This is a genomic window from Lichenibacterium ramalinae, assembly GCF_004137085.1.
Taxonomy (GTDB): Bacteria; Pseudomonadota; Alphaproteobacteria; order Rhizobiales; family Beijerinckiaceae; genus Lichenihabitans; species Lichenihabitans ramalinae.
The window spans coordinates 82,524-97,939 of record NZ_QYBC01000011.1 but is presented as its reverse complement, the minus strand read 5'-3'; the positions used below and the strand labels follow the sequence as shown (position 1 = coordinate 97,939).

Sequence of the window (15,416 nt, the reverse complement as noted above, 5' to 3'; positions counted from 1 at the left end):
TTCCGGAACGTCGGCGCGCCGTCCCAAGGTGCGGCCGCCCGACAGCCCGGCGCGGCCCGCGGCACCCGGCGCCTCGGACGGGTGTCGAGCGGGTGCGGCCGGGGCGCCTCACTCGGCGGCGGTGACGATGCCCTGGGCGGCCTGCGAGCCGGGGAAGATGCAGGTCACCACCGTGCCCTCGTTCGGCGCCGAGTCGACCTGCACCACGCCGTGGTGGAGTTCCACCAGCGACTTGACGATCGAGAGGCCGAGGCCGACGCCGCGGTGGCGCGACCCGCCGGTGTCCGACCGGAACCGGTCGAAGACGCGGTCGAGGACGTCGGGCGGGATGCCGCGGCCGCGGTCCGACACCTTGAAGACCACGCGGTCGTCCCGCCGCAGCGCCGCGAGCGTCACGGTCTGGCCCGGGTAGGAGAAGCCGATCGCGTTGGACAGGAGGTTGAACAGCACCTGCCGGAGCCGCTTGCCGTCGGCCGGGAAGGTCCCGATCCCGTCCATGGCGACGATCTGCAGCCGGATGTCGTTCTCGGCGAGCCTGTCCTGCACGCCCTCGGCCGCCTCCTCCATGGTCTGGACGATGTCGACGGCGCCGAGGTTCAGCTCCATCGCGTCGATGTCGATCGTGGCGAGGTCCAGGATGTCGTTGATGATGGCCAGCAGGGCGGCCGAGGACTTCGTCACGTAGCCGGCATATTCGACCTGCTTGGGGTTCAACGAGCCGACCGAGCCGTCGCCGAGCAGCTGGATGAAGCCGATGATGTTGGTCAGCGGCGAGCGCAGCTCGTAGGACACGTGGTGGACGAAGTCGTTGCGCAGCTTCTCGGCATCGAGAAGGGCCTGGTTGCGCTCCTTGAGGGCCCGCTCGACGTTCACGCCCGCCGTCACGTCGATGAAGGTCAGCAGCGTCGCGCCGTCCGGCAGGGGGGCGGCGGCGCAGTCCACCACGGAGCCGTCCCGGCGCTGCAGCCGCCGCTCGAAGCCGCTGCGGGCGTCGTGTAGCCCCGACACGCTGGAGCGCACCTCGGCCCAGACCGCGACGTCGATGCTCTGCGGCACGCAATGGGCCGCGAGGGCGTCGATGTGGGGCTGGTCGGCGAGCCTGCCGGTGTCGAGCTGCCACATGTCGGCGAAGGCCGGGTTGAACAGCTTCAGGCGACCGTCGGTGCCGAACACCGCCACGGCCTCCTTCAGCGTGTCCAGCGTCTCGCCCTGGACGCGGATCAGGGCGTTGAAGCGCGATTCGAGGTGGTAGCGCTCCGTGACATTGTCGAAGAGGTAGATGACCCCGCCCTTGAGGTTGGGGTTGGTGACGACGCGCAGCGTGCGCCCGTCCGGCAGGTACCAGATGGCCTCGCTGGTCTCCACGGCCTGGTAGTTGGACATGAGGCCGGCCTTCCAGGCCCGGTAGTCGGCCTGTTCGGGCAGGCGGCGCTCGGCCCGCAGCCGGTCGAGGATCTCGCCGTCGGTCGGCCGGCTGTCGAGGAAGCCGGGGTCGAGCCCCCACAGGGCCGCATAGGCGGTGTTGTGGAAGATCAGCCGCTTGGCGCGGTCGAAGATCGCCACCGCGGTGGAAAGCTGGTCGAGCGTGCGGGCCTGCGAGTCGAGCTGCTTGGCGAGGTCGTCGCGCAGGGCGTCGATCTCGGCGAGGTCTCCGGCGACGCCGGCGGCCCCGGCCCGCCCCGGCACCTCGACGACGTCGAGCGTGTGGCGCCCGCCCGCCACGACGGCGCCGACGCGGCCCCGGTAGGCCTCGCCCGCGCCGCGGGCCACGGCGGCCGCGTCCCGGGCCGGTGCATCCAGGAGTTCGAGCCCGCGGGCCACGGCCTCGGTCCCGTCGCGGGTCTCGACCGCGTGGGCGTAGGCGGCATTGACCCAGGTGACGCGGCCGGTGGCGTCGCGCAGCCAGGCGGGGGCGGGCAGGGCGTCGTGCAGGGCGCGCCACAGGTCGGTTTCGGCCAGGACGGCGGCGTGGTGGTCGCGCAGCCGCGACAGTTCGAGCCGGTCGCCCGAAACGTCGCGCAGCCGCAGGATGGCGCGCCCCCCGATGGCGCGGCCTTCCGCCTCGACATGGCGCCCCGACACGGTGACGAGCGCCATGCGGAAGCCTTCGCCGCGCGAGCGCAATCGCTCCACGGCATGGTCCAGCGCCTGGGCGGAGGTGGCCGGCAGCCAGGCGCCGAAGCCCAGGATGCGGCGCGGCACCATCACGTCCGAAACGAGCGACAGGTCGCCCTCGATGTCGGGCTCCCCGGTCGACGAGCCCCAGGCCACGACGATCTGGGCTTCGGCCGACAGGAACATCTGGGCCCGGTCGAGCCGGGCCCGCAGGTCCGCGACATCGGCCGTGAGGTGGCGTTCGCTGTCGATCCAGCGCCGGCGGCCGGCGAGGTGGAGCAGGGCCGTCACGGCCGAGAACAGCGTGAGCCCCACCAGCAGCGACACGCCGGCGACCTCGCCGTGGTCCGTCATGCCGTCGAGCGACAGGAACTGCAGGTCGGGTGCCGCCTGGGCCGTGGACACCGCCAGGGCGGCCCAAGCCGTGCCGGCGAGCAGCAGGGGCCTGGTCAGCCCTCGCGCGCCTGGAGCCGGCCCGTCCGTGCCGTTTCGACGTTCGCCTCGACAACGCCGATCGTACGCAGACTCAGCCCTTTTCAGGCGCTGCCGCCAATTCATGTGCCCTGTCCCCTCGCGCCTCGCACGCGTCCGACACCCCCAGGACGGGGCCGACGCGTCGTCCGGACCGCCTCCGCCAAGAGCGCCCGAATCACCGCAGCATAGTCTCAGCTGCAGGCCTTTCGGAAGGCGTTAATCATGTTCGGCGCGGTCGCCTGAAGGCTGTGTCCCCGGCACCACGGCGGCGGTGGCAGGGCGCGGTCGCGGGCCTCACGCGAAAGGGCCGGACGATGCGTCGTCCGGCCCTCGGGGCTGTCGGTCGTGGCATCGGACGGCGGCCCGAAAGGCCGCCGGCCGCGGCTCAGTAGCGGTAATGGTCGGGCTTGTAGGGGCCCGCCTGGTCGAGGCCGAGGTAGGTGGCCTGGTTGTCGGTGAGCTTGGTGAGCTTCACGCCGATCTTGTCGAGGTGCAGCGCCGCCACCTTCTCGTCGAGGCTCTTCGGCAGGACGTAGACCTTGCGCTCGTACTGGCCGGGCTTGGTCCACAGCTCGATCTGGGCGAGCGTCTGGTTGGTGAAGGAGGCCGACATGACGAAGGACGGGTGGCCGGTGGCGTTGCCGAGGTTCACGAGGCGGCCTTCCGACAGCAGGATGATGCGCTTCTGGTCGGCGAACTCGACCTCGTCGACCTGCGGCTTGACGTTGTGCCACTTCAGGTTCTTCAGGCCCGCGACCTGGATCTCGGAATCGAAGTGGCCGATGTTGCACACGATGGCGCGGTCCTTCATGGCCCGCATGTGGTCCAGCGTGATGACGTCGACGTTGCCGGTGGCGGTGACGAAGATGTCGGCGCGGGGCGCCGCGTCCTCCATCGTGGTGACCTCGTAGCCTTCCATGGCGGCCTGGAGCGCGCAGATCGGGTCGACCTCCGACACCATCACGCGGCAGCCGGCGTTGCGCAGCGAGGCGGCCGAGCCTTTGCCGACGTCGCCGAAGCCGGCGATCATGGCGACCTTGCCGGCCATCATCACGTCGGTGCCGCGGCGGATGCCGTCCACCAGCGATTCGCGGCAGCCGTAAAGGTTGTCGAACTTCGACTTCGTCACCGAATCATTGACGTTGATGGCCGGGAACAGGAGCTTGCCCTCCTTGGCCATGTTGTACAGGCGGTGCACGCCCGTGGTGGTCTCTTCCGTGACGCCCTTGATGGTCTTGCCGTTGCGGCCATACCAGCCGTGGTCGGCCGCGAGCTTCTTCTTGATGGCGGCGTAGAGGACCTCCTCCTCCTCGTTGCCCGCCGTGTCGAGGAAGGCCGTGTCGCCGCCCTCGGCGCGGATGCCGAGATGGATCAGCAGCGTGGCGTCGCCGCCGTCGTCCAGGATCATGTTGGGCGTCCCGCCGTCGGCCCAGTCGAAGATGCGGTGGGTGTAGTCCCAATAGTCGGTGAGGCTCTCGCCCTTGATGGCGAAGACCGGCGTCCCGGTGGCGGCGATGGCCGCCGCGGCATGGTCCTGCGTCGAATAGATGTTGCACGAGGCCCAGCGCACGTCGGCGCCGAGCGCCTTCAGCGTCTCGATGAGCACCGCGGTCTGGATGGTCATGTGCAGCGAGCCCGCGACCCGCGCGCCCTTCAGCGGCTGCGAGGGACCGTATTCGGCGCGGACCGCCATCAGGCCGGGCATCTCGGTCTCGGCGATGGCGATCTCCTTGCGGCCCCAGCCCGCGAGGGCGATGTCGGCGATGGCGGAGTCGGCGAGGTTGGCGTCGTGAGTCATGTTCGGGCCCGTGCTGGATGGCGTCGGACCGCTCTAGCAGGCCAGCCAGGATAACGCAATAAAGATATAAACAAGTCCTTATATGCCTTCGGCCTGCGCGCGCCTTGGGCAGGCATGCCGCCTCGTTGGGCCGCCGCACGAGGCCGTGTCTGCCGTTAGGGCAGGGGCGGCATCCGGCTCTGTGGACGGGCGGGGCGCCGCCCGGATTTCGTTTGCTTGCCTGCGGGAAAAGCCCTTGGATGCGCGCCGACAGAGGCCTCGGCGATCGAGGCGGTCTCGAACCGCGAGGGAACGACGGATGACGATGCACCGTGCTTTGGGTTGGGGGCTCGCCGCCCTGCTGCTGTGTTCCACGGCGGCCTCCGCCAAGACCCTGGTCTATTGCTCCGAAGGCTCGCCCGAGAACTTCACCCCGGCCCTGAACACCACCGGCACGAGCTTCGATGGCGCCCGCCCGGTGTTCGATCGCCTGATTGAGTTCAAGCCCGGCACGATCGAGATCCGGCCCGGCCTCGCCGAGTCCTGGGACATCAGCCCCGACGGCAAGACCGTGACGTTCCACCTGCGCAAGGGCGTGAAGTTCGGCGCCACCAAGGGCTTCAAGCCGACGCGCGACTTCAACGCCGACGACGTGATCTTCTCGTTCAAGCGTCAGTCCGACCCCGCCAACCCCTACAACAAGATCGGCGGCGGTAAGTACGACTATTACAACGATATGGACCTGCCGAAGCTGGTCACCAGCATCGACAGGAAGGACGACTACACGGTCGTCTTCAACCTGTCGGAACCCAACGTGACGCTGTTGGCCGACATGGCCATGGATTTCGCCGCCATCCAGTCGGCCGAGTTCGCCGACGCCATGATGAAGGCCGGCACGCCCCAGCAGTTCGACCAGGTCCCGGTCGGCACCGGCCCCTTCATCTTCCAGTCCTACCAGAAGGACGCGGTGATCCGCTTCAAGGCCAACCCCAACTACTGGGGCGGCAAGCCGCCGGTGGACGAGCTCGTCTACGCCATCACGCCCGACGCGACGGCGCGCTATTCCAAGCTCAAGACCAACGAATGCCAGATCGCCTCCTATCCGCGCCCGGCCGACCTCGCCGAGATGCAGAAGGACCCGGAGCTGCAGGTGCTGAGCCAGCCGGGCCTCAACATCGGCTACCTGTCGTTCAACGCCCAGAAGCCGCCCTTCGACAAGAAGGAGGTGCGCCAGGCGCTGTCCATGGCGATCGACCGCGGCGCCATCCTCAAGGACGTCTACCTCGGCGCCGGCCAGCAGGCCAAGAACCTGATCCCGCCCACCATGTGGGCCTATAACGACGCCGTCGTCGACTACCCCTACGACCCCGCCAAGGCCAAGGAGATGCTGGCGGCGGCGGGCGTGAAGAGCCTCGACATGGACCTCTGGTACATGCCGGTGCAGCGCCCCTACAATCCCGACGCGAAGCGCATCGCCGAGATGATGCAGTCCGACCTCGCCAAGGTCGGCGTCACCGCAAAGCTCGTCACCTACGAGTGGGGCGAATACCGCAAGCGCCTGCAGGCCGGCGAGGCCACGGCGGCCCTGTTCGGCTGGACCGGCGACAACGGCGACCCGGACAACTTCTTCTTCTTCCTCGGCTGCACGGACGGCAAGCCCGCCGGCCAGAATGCCGCCAAATGGTGCGACCCGAAGTTCAACCAGGACCTCGCCAAGGCCCGGCAGCTGTCGTCGCAGGCCGAGCGCAAGAAGCTCTACGACGAGATGCAGGTCATCGAGCACGACCAGGAGCCGGTGCTCAACATCGCGCATTCGGTGGTGTTCCTGCCCATGCGCAAGAACGTCACGGGCTATGCCATGAGCCCGCTCGGCACGCATGAGTTCGACCACGTCGACATCAAGTGACGTAAGGCGGGCCGGGGCGGCGACGCCCCGGCCGGTGCGACGGGAGACGAGACGTCATGGACGTGGCCGATCAGCTCGCTCACGGCCGGCTCGAGGTGAAGCGCGTCGATGTCGGCGCCTTCGCCGAAGACTGCTACACCATCCGATCCGCCCTCCATCGGGCCGCATGACTCCATGATCCGCTTCCTCGTCAAACGCATCCTGCTCACCGTCCCGACCTTCATCGCGTTGATTTTCCTCGTCTTCGTCGCCATCCGGCTGGTGCCGGGCGATCCCGTCGAAGTGCGGGTGGGCGAGCACGGGATCTCGCCCGAGCGCCTGGCGCTGCTGCGCCACGAGCTCGGCCTCGACCAGCCGGTCTGGAAGCAGTTCCTGGATTACCTTTGGCAGCTCGGCCACGGCGACTTCGGCCGGTCCCTGTCGACCAGCAACTCGGTCCTCGGGGAATTCTTCACCCTGTTCCCGGCCACGCTCGAACTCGCCGCCGCCGGCATGCTCCTCGCCGTCGTGCTCGGCATCCCCATGGGGGTGGTGGCGGCGGTGAAGCGGGGCAGCATCTTCGACCAGGGGCTCATGGGGCTCTCGGTCGCGGGCTATTCCATGCCGATCTTCTGGTGGGGCCTCCTGCTCATCATGCTGGTGGCGGAGCGATGGGGCCTCGCCCCGGTCTCGGGCCGGCTCGACTTCGTGCGCTTCGACTACGACACGCCGACGGGCTTCATGCTGATCGACAGCCTGCTGTCCGGGGAGGACGGCGCCTTCGTCGACGCCCTGCGCCACCTCATGCTGCCCGCCATCGTTCTCGGCACCATCCCGCTCGCCGTCATCGCCCGCATGACGCGCTCCTCCATGCTGGAAGTGCTGAGCGAGGATTACGTCCGCACGGCCCGGGCCAAGGGCCTGTCGCCCTTCCGGGTCGTGGGCCTCCACGCCCTGCGCAACGCCCTGATCCCGGTCGTCACCGTGATCGGCCTGATGACCGGCACGCTGCTCGCCGGCGCGGTGCTGACCGAGACGATCTTCTCCTGGCCCGGCGTCGGCAAGTGGCTGATCGACGCCATCTCGCGCCGCGACTATCCGGCCCTCGAAGGCGGCATCATCCTGATCTCGGCCCTGGTGATCCTGGTCAACCTCGTCGTCGACCTCGTCTACGGCGTCATCAACCCGCGGATCCTCCATGGCCGCTGACACGCTCGTCACCCTGGCCGAGGAGCCGCAGCTCCGCGCGCCGCCGTCCGGCGCCGCGAGCCTGTGGTTCGCCTTCCGCGAGAACCGCGGGGCCGTGCTGGGCGCGGCCGTCGCCCTGGTCATCGTGCTGGTGGCGATCTTCGCGCCGCTGCTGGCGCCCCATTCCCCCTTCGAGCAGTTCCGCGACTTCGTGAAGGCGCCCCCCGTGTGGGACGGCGGCACCTGGCGGTTCCCGTTCGGCACCGACGGGGCCGGGCGCGACATCCTTTCGCGGCTCATCTACGGCGCGCGGGTGTCGCTGTTCATCGGCTTCGCCGTCATGGCGGTGTCCTTCGGCATCGGCGTCGTGCTGGGGCTCGCCGCCGCCTTCAACGGACTCGCCGACGTGCTGATCACCCGGCTCATGGACGTCATCATGGCGGTGCCGAGCCTCGTGCTCGCCATCCTGGCGGTGGCGATCCTGGGGCCGAGCCTCACCAACACGGTCATCGCCATCACGGTCGTGTTCCTGCCCCGCTTCGTCAGGCTGGTGCGGGCCTCGGCCATGGGGGAGCGCGACAAGGACTACGTCACGGCGGCGCGCGTTTCGGGCGTCAAGGGACCGCGCCTCGCCTTCGTCACCGTGCTGCCGAACTGCCTCGCCCCCCTCATCGTGCAGGCGGCCCTCGGCATCTCGGACGCGATCCTCGAGGCCGCGGCGCTCGGCTTCCTCGGGCTCGGCGCCCAGCCGCCGACGCCCGAATGGGGCTCGATGCTGGCGGACGCCCGCCAGTTCATCCGGTCCGACCCCTGGATCGTGACGCTGCCGGGCCTCGCCATCCTGGTCACGGTCGTGTCCATCAACCTCGCCGGCGACGGGCTCCGCGACGCCCTCGACCCGAAGATGCGGCGATCCTGATGGGCGCCCGTGCCGACGAACCCGTCGGGTCCGGTGCCGGTGCCGGCCTCGACGGACGCGTGAACCGAAGCCCTCATCCGTGCGGGATCCCATGAGCCTCCTCGATATCCAGAACCTGCGCGTCCGTTTCGCCACGCGCGGCGGCGCCTTCACGGCGGTCGACGGCGTCGACCTCGCCGTGGACCCGCGCGAGATCGTGGCGGTGGTGGGCGAGTCCGGCTCGGGCAAGTCGGTGGCCATGCTGGCCGTGATGGGCCTGCTGCCCTGGACGGCGACGGTCGAGGCGGACCGGATGAGCTTCGACGGGATCGACCTCCTCGGCCTGTCCGCCAAGGCCCGCCGCAGGATCATCGGGCGCGACATCGCCATGATCTTCCAGGAGCCCATGTCGTCGCTGAACCCCTGCTTCACCGTGGGCTTCCAGATCCGCGAGATGCTGAAGGCGCATACCGGGCTGGACCGCGCCGGGCGGCAGGCCCGGGCGATCGAACTGCTCGCCAAGGTCGGCATCCCCGAGCCCGAGCGGCGTTTGAAGAGCTACCCGCACCAGATGTCGGGCGGCATGAGCCAGCGCGTGATGATCGCCATGGCGATCTCCTGCGACCCCAAGCTCCTCATCGCCGACGAGCCCACGACGGCGCTCGACGTCACCATCCAGGCCCAGATCCTCGACCTGCTGGCGCAACTGCAGCGCGACACCGGCATGGGCCTCGTGCTCATCACCCACGACATGGGCGTGGTGGCCGAAGTGGCGCACCGGGTTCTGGTGCAATATGCCGGCCGGCCGGTCGAGACCAACGGCGCCGAAGCCCTCTTCGCCGACCGCCACCACCCCTACACCGAGGCGCTGCTGGCGGCGCTGCCGGAGCGTGCCAGCGCGCGGCGGCTGCCCGCCATCCCGGGCGTGGTGCCGGGCCAGTTCGACCGGCCCAAGGCCTGCGTCTTCTCGCCCCGCTGCCGCTTCGCCTTCGACCTGTGCCGCGAAGTGGCGCCGACGCCGGCCGGCCCCGAACTCGGCCGCGCCCTGTGCCACATCCCGCTGGTCGACGGCGTGCCGACCCCGGTCCGCGCCGAAGCCTACCGGCTCCGCCAGGGCGTGCCGGCATGAGCGCCGGCGAGTCGCGCGACCCGCCCGTGCTCGAAGCCCGGGACCTGCGCCGCACCTATGCGGTCAAGCGCGGCTTCTTCGGCGGCAGCGCCACCGTGAAGGCGCTGGCGGGCGTGTCCTTCACGCTCGCGGCCGGCGAGACGCTGGCTGTCGTGGGCGAATCGGGCTCCGGCAAGTCGACCCTGAGCCGCCTCGTCACCCTCATCGAGGCGCCCACCGGCGGCACGCTGCGCATCGAGGGCGCCGACGTCGCCGACGCCGACGCGGCGCAGCGCCGGAAACTGCGCCGCGAGGTCCAGATGGTGTTCCAGAACCCCTATGGGTCGCTGAACCCGCGCCAGACCATCGCGGCGGCGCTCGAGGAGCCCCTGATCGTCAGCACCGACACGCCCAGGGCCGAGCGGCGCGAAGCGGTGCGGACCGCGATGGCGCGGGTGGGGCTGCGGCCGGAATTCGCCGCCCGCTACCCGCACATGTTCTCGGGCGGGCAGCGCCAACGCATCGCCATCGCCCGGGCCCTGATGCTGCGGCCCAAGATCCTGGTGCTGGACGAGCCCGTGGCGGCGCTCGACGTGTCGATCCGCGCCCAGGTGCTGAACCTGCTGGCCGACCTGCAGGACGAGTTCGGCCTGGCCTACCTCTTCGTGTCGCACGACCTCGGCGTCGTCGAGCACATCGCCGACCGCATCATGGTCATCTACCTCGGCCACGCCGTCGAGATCGGCACGCGCGAGGCCATCTTCGGCGCCCCGCAGCACCCCTACACGCGGGCCCTGCTGTCGGCCACGCCGAGCGCCGACCCGGCGAAGCGCAAGCAGCGCATCCCGCTGGTGGGCGAGCCGCCCTCGCCGATCGACCCGCCGCGGGGCTGCGTCTTCCACCCGCGCTGCCCGCAGGCCTTCGACAGGTGCCGCGTCGAGGAGCCCGCGCTGGAGCGAAAGCAGGGGCGGGACGTGGCCTGCTGGGCGGTGGAGGGGTGACGGCGCTGCCGCGGCCGCTTTGAGGACGGATGCGGCAGCGCTATAGAGCGGGCCGGGGCGGGACCGGACCGCCGGACGATCGATCGGCAGCGAGCGGATGACCGGCGTGACGACCCATCTGGCCAGCGGAGCGACGGGGCCGGGACGGCGGGGGCGCGGCGGCGCGGGCAGCCGGTCCGCCTGGGCGGTCGTCGGCACCGGCTGCATCGTCATCCTGCTCATGCTGGCCGCGACGGCCGCGATCGCGGTGCGGCGCCACGAGGCCGAACTCGGCGATGCCGCGCGCGAGTTGCGCACGCTGGACCTGCTGCTCGCCGCCGAGACGGCCCGTTCGTTCCAGAGCGTCGAACTCGTGCTCGACAATGTCGCCGAGCAGGTGAAGGCGGAGGGCGCCGTCACGCCCGCGGCGGTCGAGGAGCGCATGTCGACCCGGGCGGTGCACGACGTGCTCAAGGCCCGTGTCGCCGGCGTCCCGCAGCTCGATGCCGTGACGGTCGTGTCGGCTTCCGGCAGGCTGCTCAACTTCTCGCGCGGCTGGCCGATCCCCGACGTGCACCTCGACGACCGGGACTACTTCCGGGCGCTACGCGACGGGCACGACAAGCTCTTCCTCAGCGAACCGGTCAACAACCGCGGCTCGGGCACCCCCACCATCTACCTGGCGCGGCGCCTGTCGGCGCCCGACGGCACTTTCCTCGGCCTCGTGCTCGGGGCCGTGGAACTGTCCTCCTTCGAGCGCCTCTACGCTTCCCTGCAACTCGGCCCCGGCAACATCATCGCGCTGTGGCGGACGGACGGCGTGCTGCTGGCCCGCTTCCCCGTCGTCGAGGCCGGACGCCGCATGCCGCTCGCCGACATCACGCCGCCGCCCGGTGCCAGCTGGCACGGCGTTCCGGGCGTCTTCGCGCGCGACGCGACCGTCGGCGACGGCCCGTCCGAACTGCGCGTCATCGCTTCGCAGACCGCCGACGGCGTGCCCGTGCAGGTCAACATCGGGCGCAGCGAGGCCGTCGTCCTGGCCGATTGGCGGCGGGAAGTCCTCGGGCTCTGCGGCGCCGCCGGGGTCGCGTCCCTCTGCGTCGCCGGCCTGCTGTGGGCGCTGCTGCGGCGCTTCAACGCCTACGAGGCCGTCGCGGCGGCGTCGCGCGACCGCGAGGTCGCGATCGCCGCCCAGGCCCAGGCCGAAGCCGCCCGCGAGGCCGCCGAGGAGGCGAACCGCGCCAAGAGCGCCTTCATGGCCAACATGAGCCACGAGCTGCGCACGCCGCTCTCGGCCGTGATCGGCTACAGCGAACTTCTCGAGGAGGAACTCGAGGACCTCGGCGAGCGCCGGGTGCTCGACGACCTCAGCAAGGTGAAGGGCAATGCCCGCCACCTGCTCGGCCTCATCAACGACGTGCTGGACCTCAGCAAGGTCGAGGCCGGCCGCATGGACCTCTACCCGGAGGACTTCGCCGTGGCGCCCTTCGTCGAAGAGGCGGCGGCCGCGGTCGAAGCGCTGGTGCGGCGGCGCGGCAACGCCCTCGCCCTCGACCTCGCGCCGGACCTCGGCGCCATGCGGTCCGATCCCGTGAAGCTGCGGCAATGCCTGTTCAACCTGCTCAGCAACGCCGCCAAGTTCACCGAGGCCGGCCAGATCGCGCTGCGGGTGCGGCGGGAAGCCGGCCCCGCCGGCGACTGGCTGAACTTCGCCGTCGAGGACACCGGCATCGGCCTCAGCCCCGGGCAGATGAACCGGCTGTTCCAGCGCTTCTCCCAGGCCGACGAGTCCACGACCCGCAAGTTCGGCGGCACGGGGCTCGGCCTCGCGTTGAGCCGCGCCTTCGCCCGCCTGCTCGGGGGCGACATCACGGTCGAGAGCCGCGAAGGCGTGGGGTCGACCTTCACGCTGCGGGTGCCGGCCATCGTGCGGCGGGAGGAGCACGACGTGGCCGATGCCGCCTGAACGCCGGGTCTGCCTCGCCTCGCAGTGGCGGCTCCGCGACGGCCGGGTGTCGGTGCGCCCCATCCCGGCGACGTCCCGGCGGGACAGTGCGGTGGAGCGCCAGGAAAGCCCGACCCGTGCCCCGTGAGCGACGCGCGGACCGACGCTTGGGTGGCCCGTCGATGTGAGGGATCGTGCCGTGTCCCGGGGGGAAGGCGAAGCCGCGACGATGCATCCTCCTCCCCGCTGGCGCGGGCGGCGGTCGGGATGCTACGGTTTCGCCCGAAGCTCGCGTGTGCGGACGCGCGGGCCGCGACCCCCGCAGCATTGAGGCCGATGCTCACTCAACCCATGGCGCTGCCCGACGACGGGCGGCAATCCGAGACGGCGCGCGAGGTGGTGCGCGGCACGCGCCGCCTGCTTCGGGCCCGCAACATCGCCACCGTCACGGAACTCGTGCTCGCCGACGGGCGGCGGCCCGACATCGTCGGGCTGGGGCCGGACGGCGCCATCACCATCGTCGAGGTCAAGTCCTCGGTGGCGGACCTGCGGGCGGACCGGAAGTGGCACCATTACCGGGCCTTCTGCGACCACCTGTATTTCGCCATCCCGGTCACGCTGCCGGTGGCCATCATGCCGGACGAGACCGGGATCATCGTGGCGGACGGCTACGGTGCCGAGGTGGTGCGCGACGCCCTGGCGATGAAGCTCCCGCCGGCGACGCGGCGGGCCATGATGATCCGCTTCGCCCACGCCGCCGCGGACCGCCTCCACGCCCTGGCGGACGCCGGTCGCCTCTCCTAAGACGCGGGAAACGCAGGCGTCTCGGGCGCCGGAACCGCCGTGGCGGGCGAGCGTTGCCATGGCGGAACAACGGCGACAGGAGGCGACGGCATGACCCAGGACGACAAGACGCGCGACGCCATCGACGTGGAACCCTTCGAGCCGAAGAGCCCCGACCTCGAAGGGCGCGACACGTCCATGGACCCCGAAAGCATGACGCTCGACGACATCGCCGAAGCCGAAAGCAGCCGCCCCGACATCCCGGGCGAGACGGTCGATGGACTCGACGAGATGGACGAAGAGGTGAGGCGCCAGGCCGAAGACCTCCCCACCGACACCCCCGGGAGATTGTGAATGTCCGTCGACAACGACAACGAGCGCATCGCCATCAAGGCCCACGAGATCTGGGAAAGCGAGGGCCGTCCCCACGGCCGCGACCAGGCCCATTGGGACCAGGCTAAGGAGATCATCGCGCTCCACGACAGCATGGGCGACACCCTGCTGCCGCGCGACACCGGCGCCTTCGAGCCCGAGGAACCGACCCAGTCGGTCGAGAATAACGGCGACATCCCCGGCATCACCGACCAGGGCCGCGACGATCTCGTGGACATCGACCGCGAGCCCGAGGTGACGAAGCCGTCCCATGCCGTGCATGCGCTCGGCGACACGGCCGGGCATGTGGCACGGTCGCGCCGCGACGAGGGGCCCGACATCGACGACGCCGAGACCGTCACGCCGAGGGCGAAGGTCGCCGCCGTGACGCCGACGCCCTCCGACCCGATGCTGGGCGTGTCCGCGCCGCGCGAGGCCGCGAAGGGCGCGCCCGACCTCGACAAGCCGCAGGCCATCGTGCCGAAGTCCACCTCCGCCACGCCGACCCCGTCCGATGCCGGCGCCGCGCCCGGCAACAGGGTGGCGCCCGCGGGATCGGGAGCCGCGACCTCGTCGACCGCCCCGACCCCGGCAGCATCGCCGGCCGCGAAGTCGGCCCCGGTTACCGCCAAGGCCCAGCCGAAGCCGCCGGCCGGCCCCGCGCCCGTCACCAAGGGCAAGCCGGGCGGCCGGCGCTGAGCCGCCGTCGACGCTGATGCGGCAGAAACGCGAAAGGGCGGCCGCGGTCGCCCTTTCGCCTGGAGGCACCTCCCGCCTCACCGATGGGCGAAGATCGCGTCGTGGACCGGGTGGCCGGGCGTCAGGGCCAGCTTGACGGCGAGCACGAGGCTCACCGTGACGATCAGCGGCTTCACCAAGCGGGCACCGAGCCGCATCGCCAGCCGGGCCCCGATCTGCGCGCCGACGAGGGCGGCGAGGCCCATGGCGAGGCCGAGGACCCAGATCACGTGGCCGCCGAGCGCGAAGGTGGCGAGACCGGCGAGGTTGCTGGCGGCATTGCAGAGCTTGGTATGCGCCGTCGCCTTGACGACGCCGAAGCCCAGCACCGCCACCAGCCCCGCCATGTAGAACGAGCCGGCACCCGGGCCGAAGACGCCGTCGTAGAAGCCGACGAGCGGGACGAGGGTGGCGAGGACGGCGGGCCGCGACATGAGCCGGTGGCGGTCGCCGTCGCCGAAGCGCGGCGACAGGACGAAATACAGTGCGACGCCGACCAGCACGAAGGGCAGGGCGACCGAGACGGCGCGCTGCGGCACGGCGTTCAGCGTCAACGCTCCGACGACCGACCCTGCCGCGGCGGCGAGCGCGAAGGGCCAGGCGTGCTTGACCTCCAGGTGCCCCGCCCGCTGGAACGCCGCCGTGGCGGAGGCCGTGCCGAAGCTGCCCTGCAGCTTGTTGGTGGCCAGCACGCTGCGCGGGTCGAGCCCCGCCAGAATGAGGGCCGGCACCGTCAGCAGCCCGCCTCCGCCCGCGATCGCGTCCATGCAGCCCGCGACGAGCGCGACGGCGCAGAGCCCGGCGAAGGGCAGGGGGGCGAGCGGCAGGAGGTCGAAGGGCATGGCGTCGAAAGGCATGGGCGAGGTCCAGCGAGCCTCGCGGCGCCACGAGGGGCGCGGTGCGAGTCGATGCGCCGCAGGTGCGGCCGCGCCGCCGTCCTAACGCGATCGAAACCACCCTTCCAGGTCCTGTGAGAAGCTTCACGTCTTCGCAAGGGGCCTGTGTCGGCAGCAGCCCGCCGACGGCTGGAGCGCTTTCGCCTTCGGCGAAGGCTCTCCAACTCCGGGGCGGGAGCAGTCGTATCGGCTGGGAGCCGCCAGGGCGGCTCGGAGCCGGCCGATCCTGCTCCAGGGGCTGTTCGAGGCCTCCGGGA

General features: G+C 70.9%; 13 protein-coding genes. 10 read left to right on the top strand and 3 right to left on the bottom strand.

Features of this window, described 5'->3' with window-relative positions; all coding sequences use genetic code 11:
- Positions 1 to 108 precede the first annotated feature (108 nt).
- Positions 109 to 2,469, bottom strand: coding sequence for a sensor histidine kinase (locus tag D3272_RS14075; RefSeq protein ID WP_129219937.1), 2,361 nt, complete (start codon positions 2,467 to 2,469; stop codon positions 109 to 111).
- Between the two features lie 505 nt (positions 2,470 to 2,974).
- Entirely contained in the window at positions 2,975 to 4,387 is a 1,413-nt protein-coding gene (ahcY, locus tag D3272_RS14070; RefSeq protein WP_129219830.1) for an adenosylhomocysteinase, read from the bottom strand.
- A 298-nt stretch (positions 4,388 to 4,685) separates the two neighbouring features.
- Here ahcY and D3272_RS14065 point away from each other — a divergent pair, with 298 nt between their 5' ends.
- From D3272_RS14065 to D3272_RS27685, 10 genes are all read left to right on the top strand, one after another.
- The gene (locus D3272_RS14065; RefSeq protein ID WP_165361353.1) at positions 4,686 to 6,272 is read left to right on the top strand and encodes an ABC transporter substrate-binding protein; all 1,587 of its coding nucleotides are present in this window, start codon (positions 4,686 to 4,688) and stop codon (positions 6,270 to 6,272) included.
- Between the two features lie 174 nt (positions 6,273 to 6,446).
- Complete coding sequence (locus D3272_RS14060) at positions 6,447 to 7,460, top strand: ABC transporter permease subunit (protein WP_129219829.1); 1,014 nt, start codon at positions 6,447 to 6,449, stop codon at positions 7,458 to 7,460.
- On the top strand, positions 7,450 to 8,358 hold the full coding sequence (locus D3272_RS14055; RefSeq protein ID WP_129219828.1) for an ABC transporter permease subunit: 909 nt from the start codon (positions 7,450 to 7,452) through the stop codon (positions 8,356 to 8,358). Before D3272_RS14060 ends, D3272_RS14055 begins: the two co-directional genes overlap by 11 nt.
- Before the next feature lie 91 nt (positions 8,359 to 8,449).
- On the top strand, positions 8,450 to 9,466 hold the full coding sequence (locus D3272_RS14050) for an ABC transporter ATP-binding protein (protein WP_129219827.1): 1,017 nt from the start codon (positions 8,450 to 8,452) through the stop codon (positions 9,464 to 9,466).
- Positions 9,463 to 10,446, top strand: coding sequence for an ABC transporter ATP-binding protein (locus D3272_RS14045; protein ID WP_129219826.1), 984 nt, complete (start codon positions 9,463 to 9,465; stop codon positions 10,444 to 10,446). Before D3272_RS14050 ends, D3272_RS14045 begins: the two co-directional genes overlap by 4 nt.
- Positions 10,447 to 10,552: 106 nt before the next feature.
- Positions 10,553 to 12,391 (top strand): sensor histidine kinase, encoded by a 1,839-nt coding sequence (locus D3272_RS14040; RefSeq protein WP_165361352.1) that lies wholly within the window; start codon positions 10,553 to 10,555, stop codon positions 12,389 to 12,391.
- On the top strand, positions 12,381 to 12,518 hold the full coding sequence (locus tag D3272_RS27335; protein ID WP_165361351.1) for a hypothetical protein: 138 nt from the start codon (positions 12,381 to 12,383) through the stop codon (positions 12,516 to 12,518). The genes D3272_RS14040 and D3272_RS27335 overlap by 11 nt, the downstream gene beginning before the upstream one ends.
- A 188-nt stretch (positions 12,519 to 12,706) precedes the next feature.
- Complete coding sequence (locus tag D3272_RS14035; protein ID WP_129219824.1) at positions 12,707 to 13,174, top strand: MmcB family DNA repair protein; 468 nt, start codon at positions 12,707 to 12,709, stop codon at positions 13,172 to 13,174.
- Between the two features lie 90 nt (positions 13,175 to 13,264).
- Positions 13,265 to 13,507 carry a hypothetical protein gene (locus tag D3272_RS14030; RefSeq protein WP_129219823.1) on the top strand — a complete coding sequence of 81 codons (243 nt, stop codon included), beginning with the start codon at positions 13,265 to 13,267 and terminating at the stop codon, positions 13,505 to 13,507.
- Entirely contained in the window at positions 13,508 to 14,224 is a 717-nt protein-coding gene (locus tag D3272_RS27685; protein WP_207210216.1) for a DUF2934 domain-containing protein, read from the top strand.
- Positions 14,225 to 14,301: 77 nt separating this feature from the next.
- Here the strand turns inward: D3272_RS27685 and D3272_RS14020 are convergent, their stop codons facing one another.
- Complete coding sequence (locus D3272_RS14020; protein WP_245496566.1) at positions 14,302 to 15,120, bottom strand: TSUP family transporter; 819 nt, start codon at positions 15,118 to 15,120, stop codon at positions 14,302 to 14,304.
- Between the last annotated feature and the right edge of the window lie 296 nt (positions 15,121 to 15,416).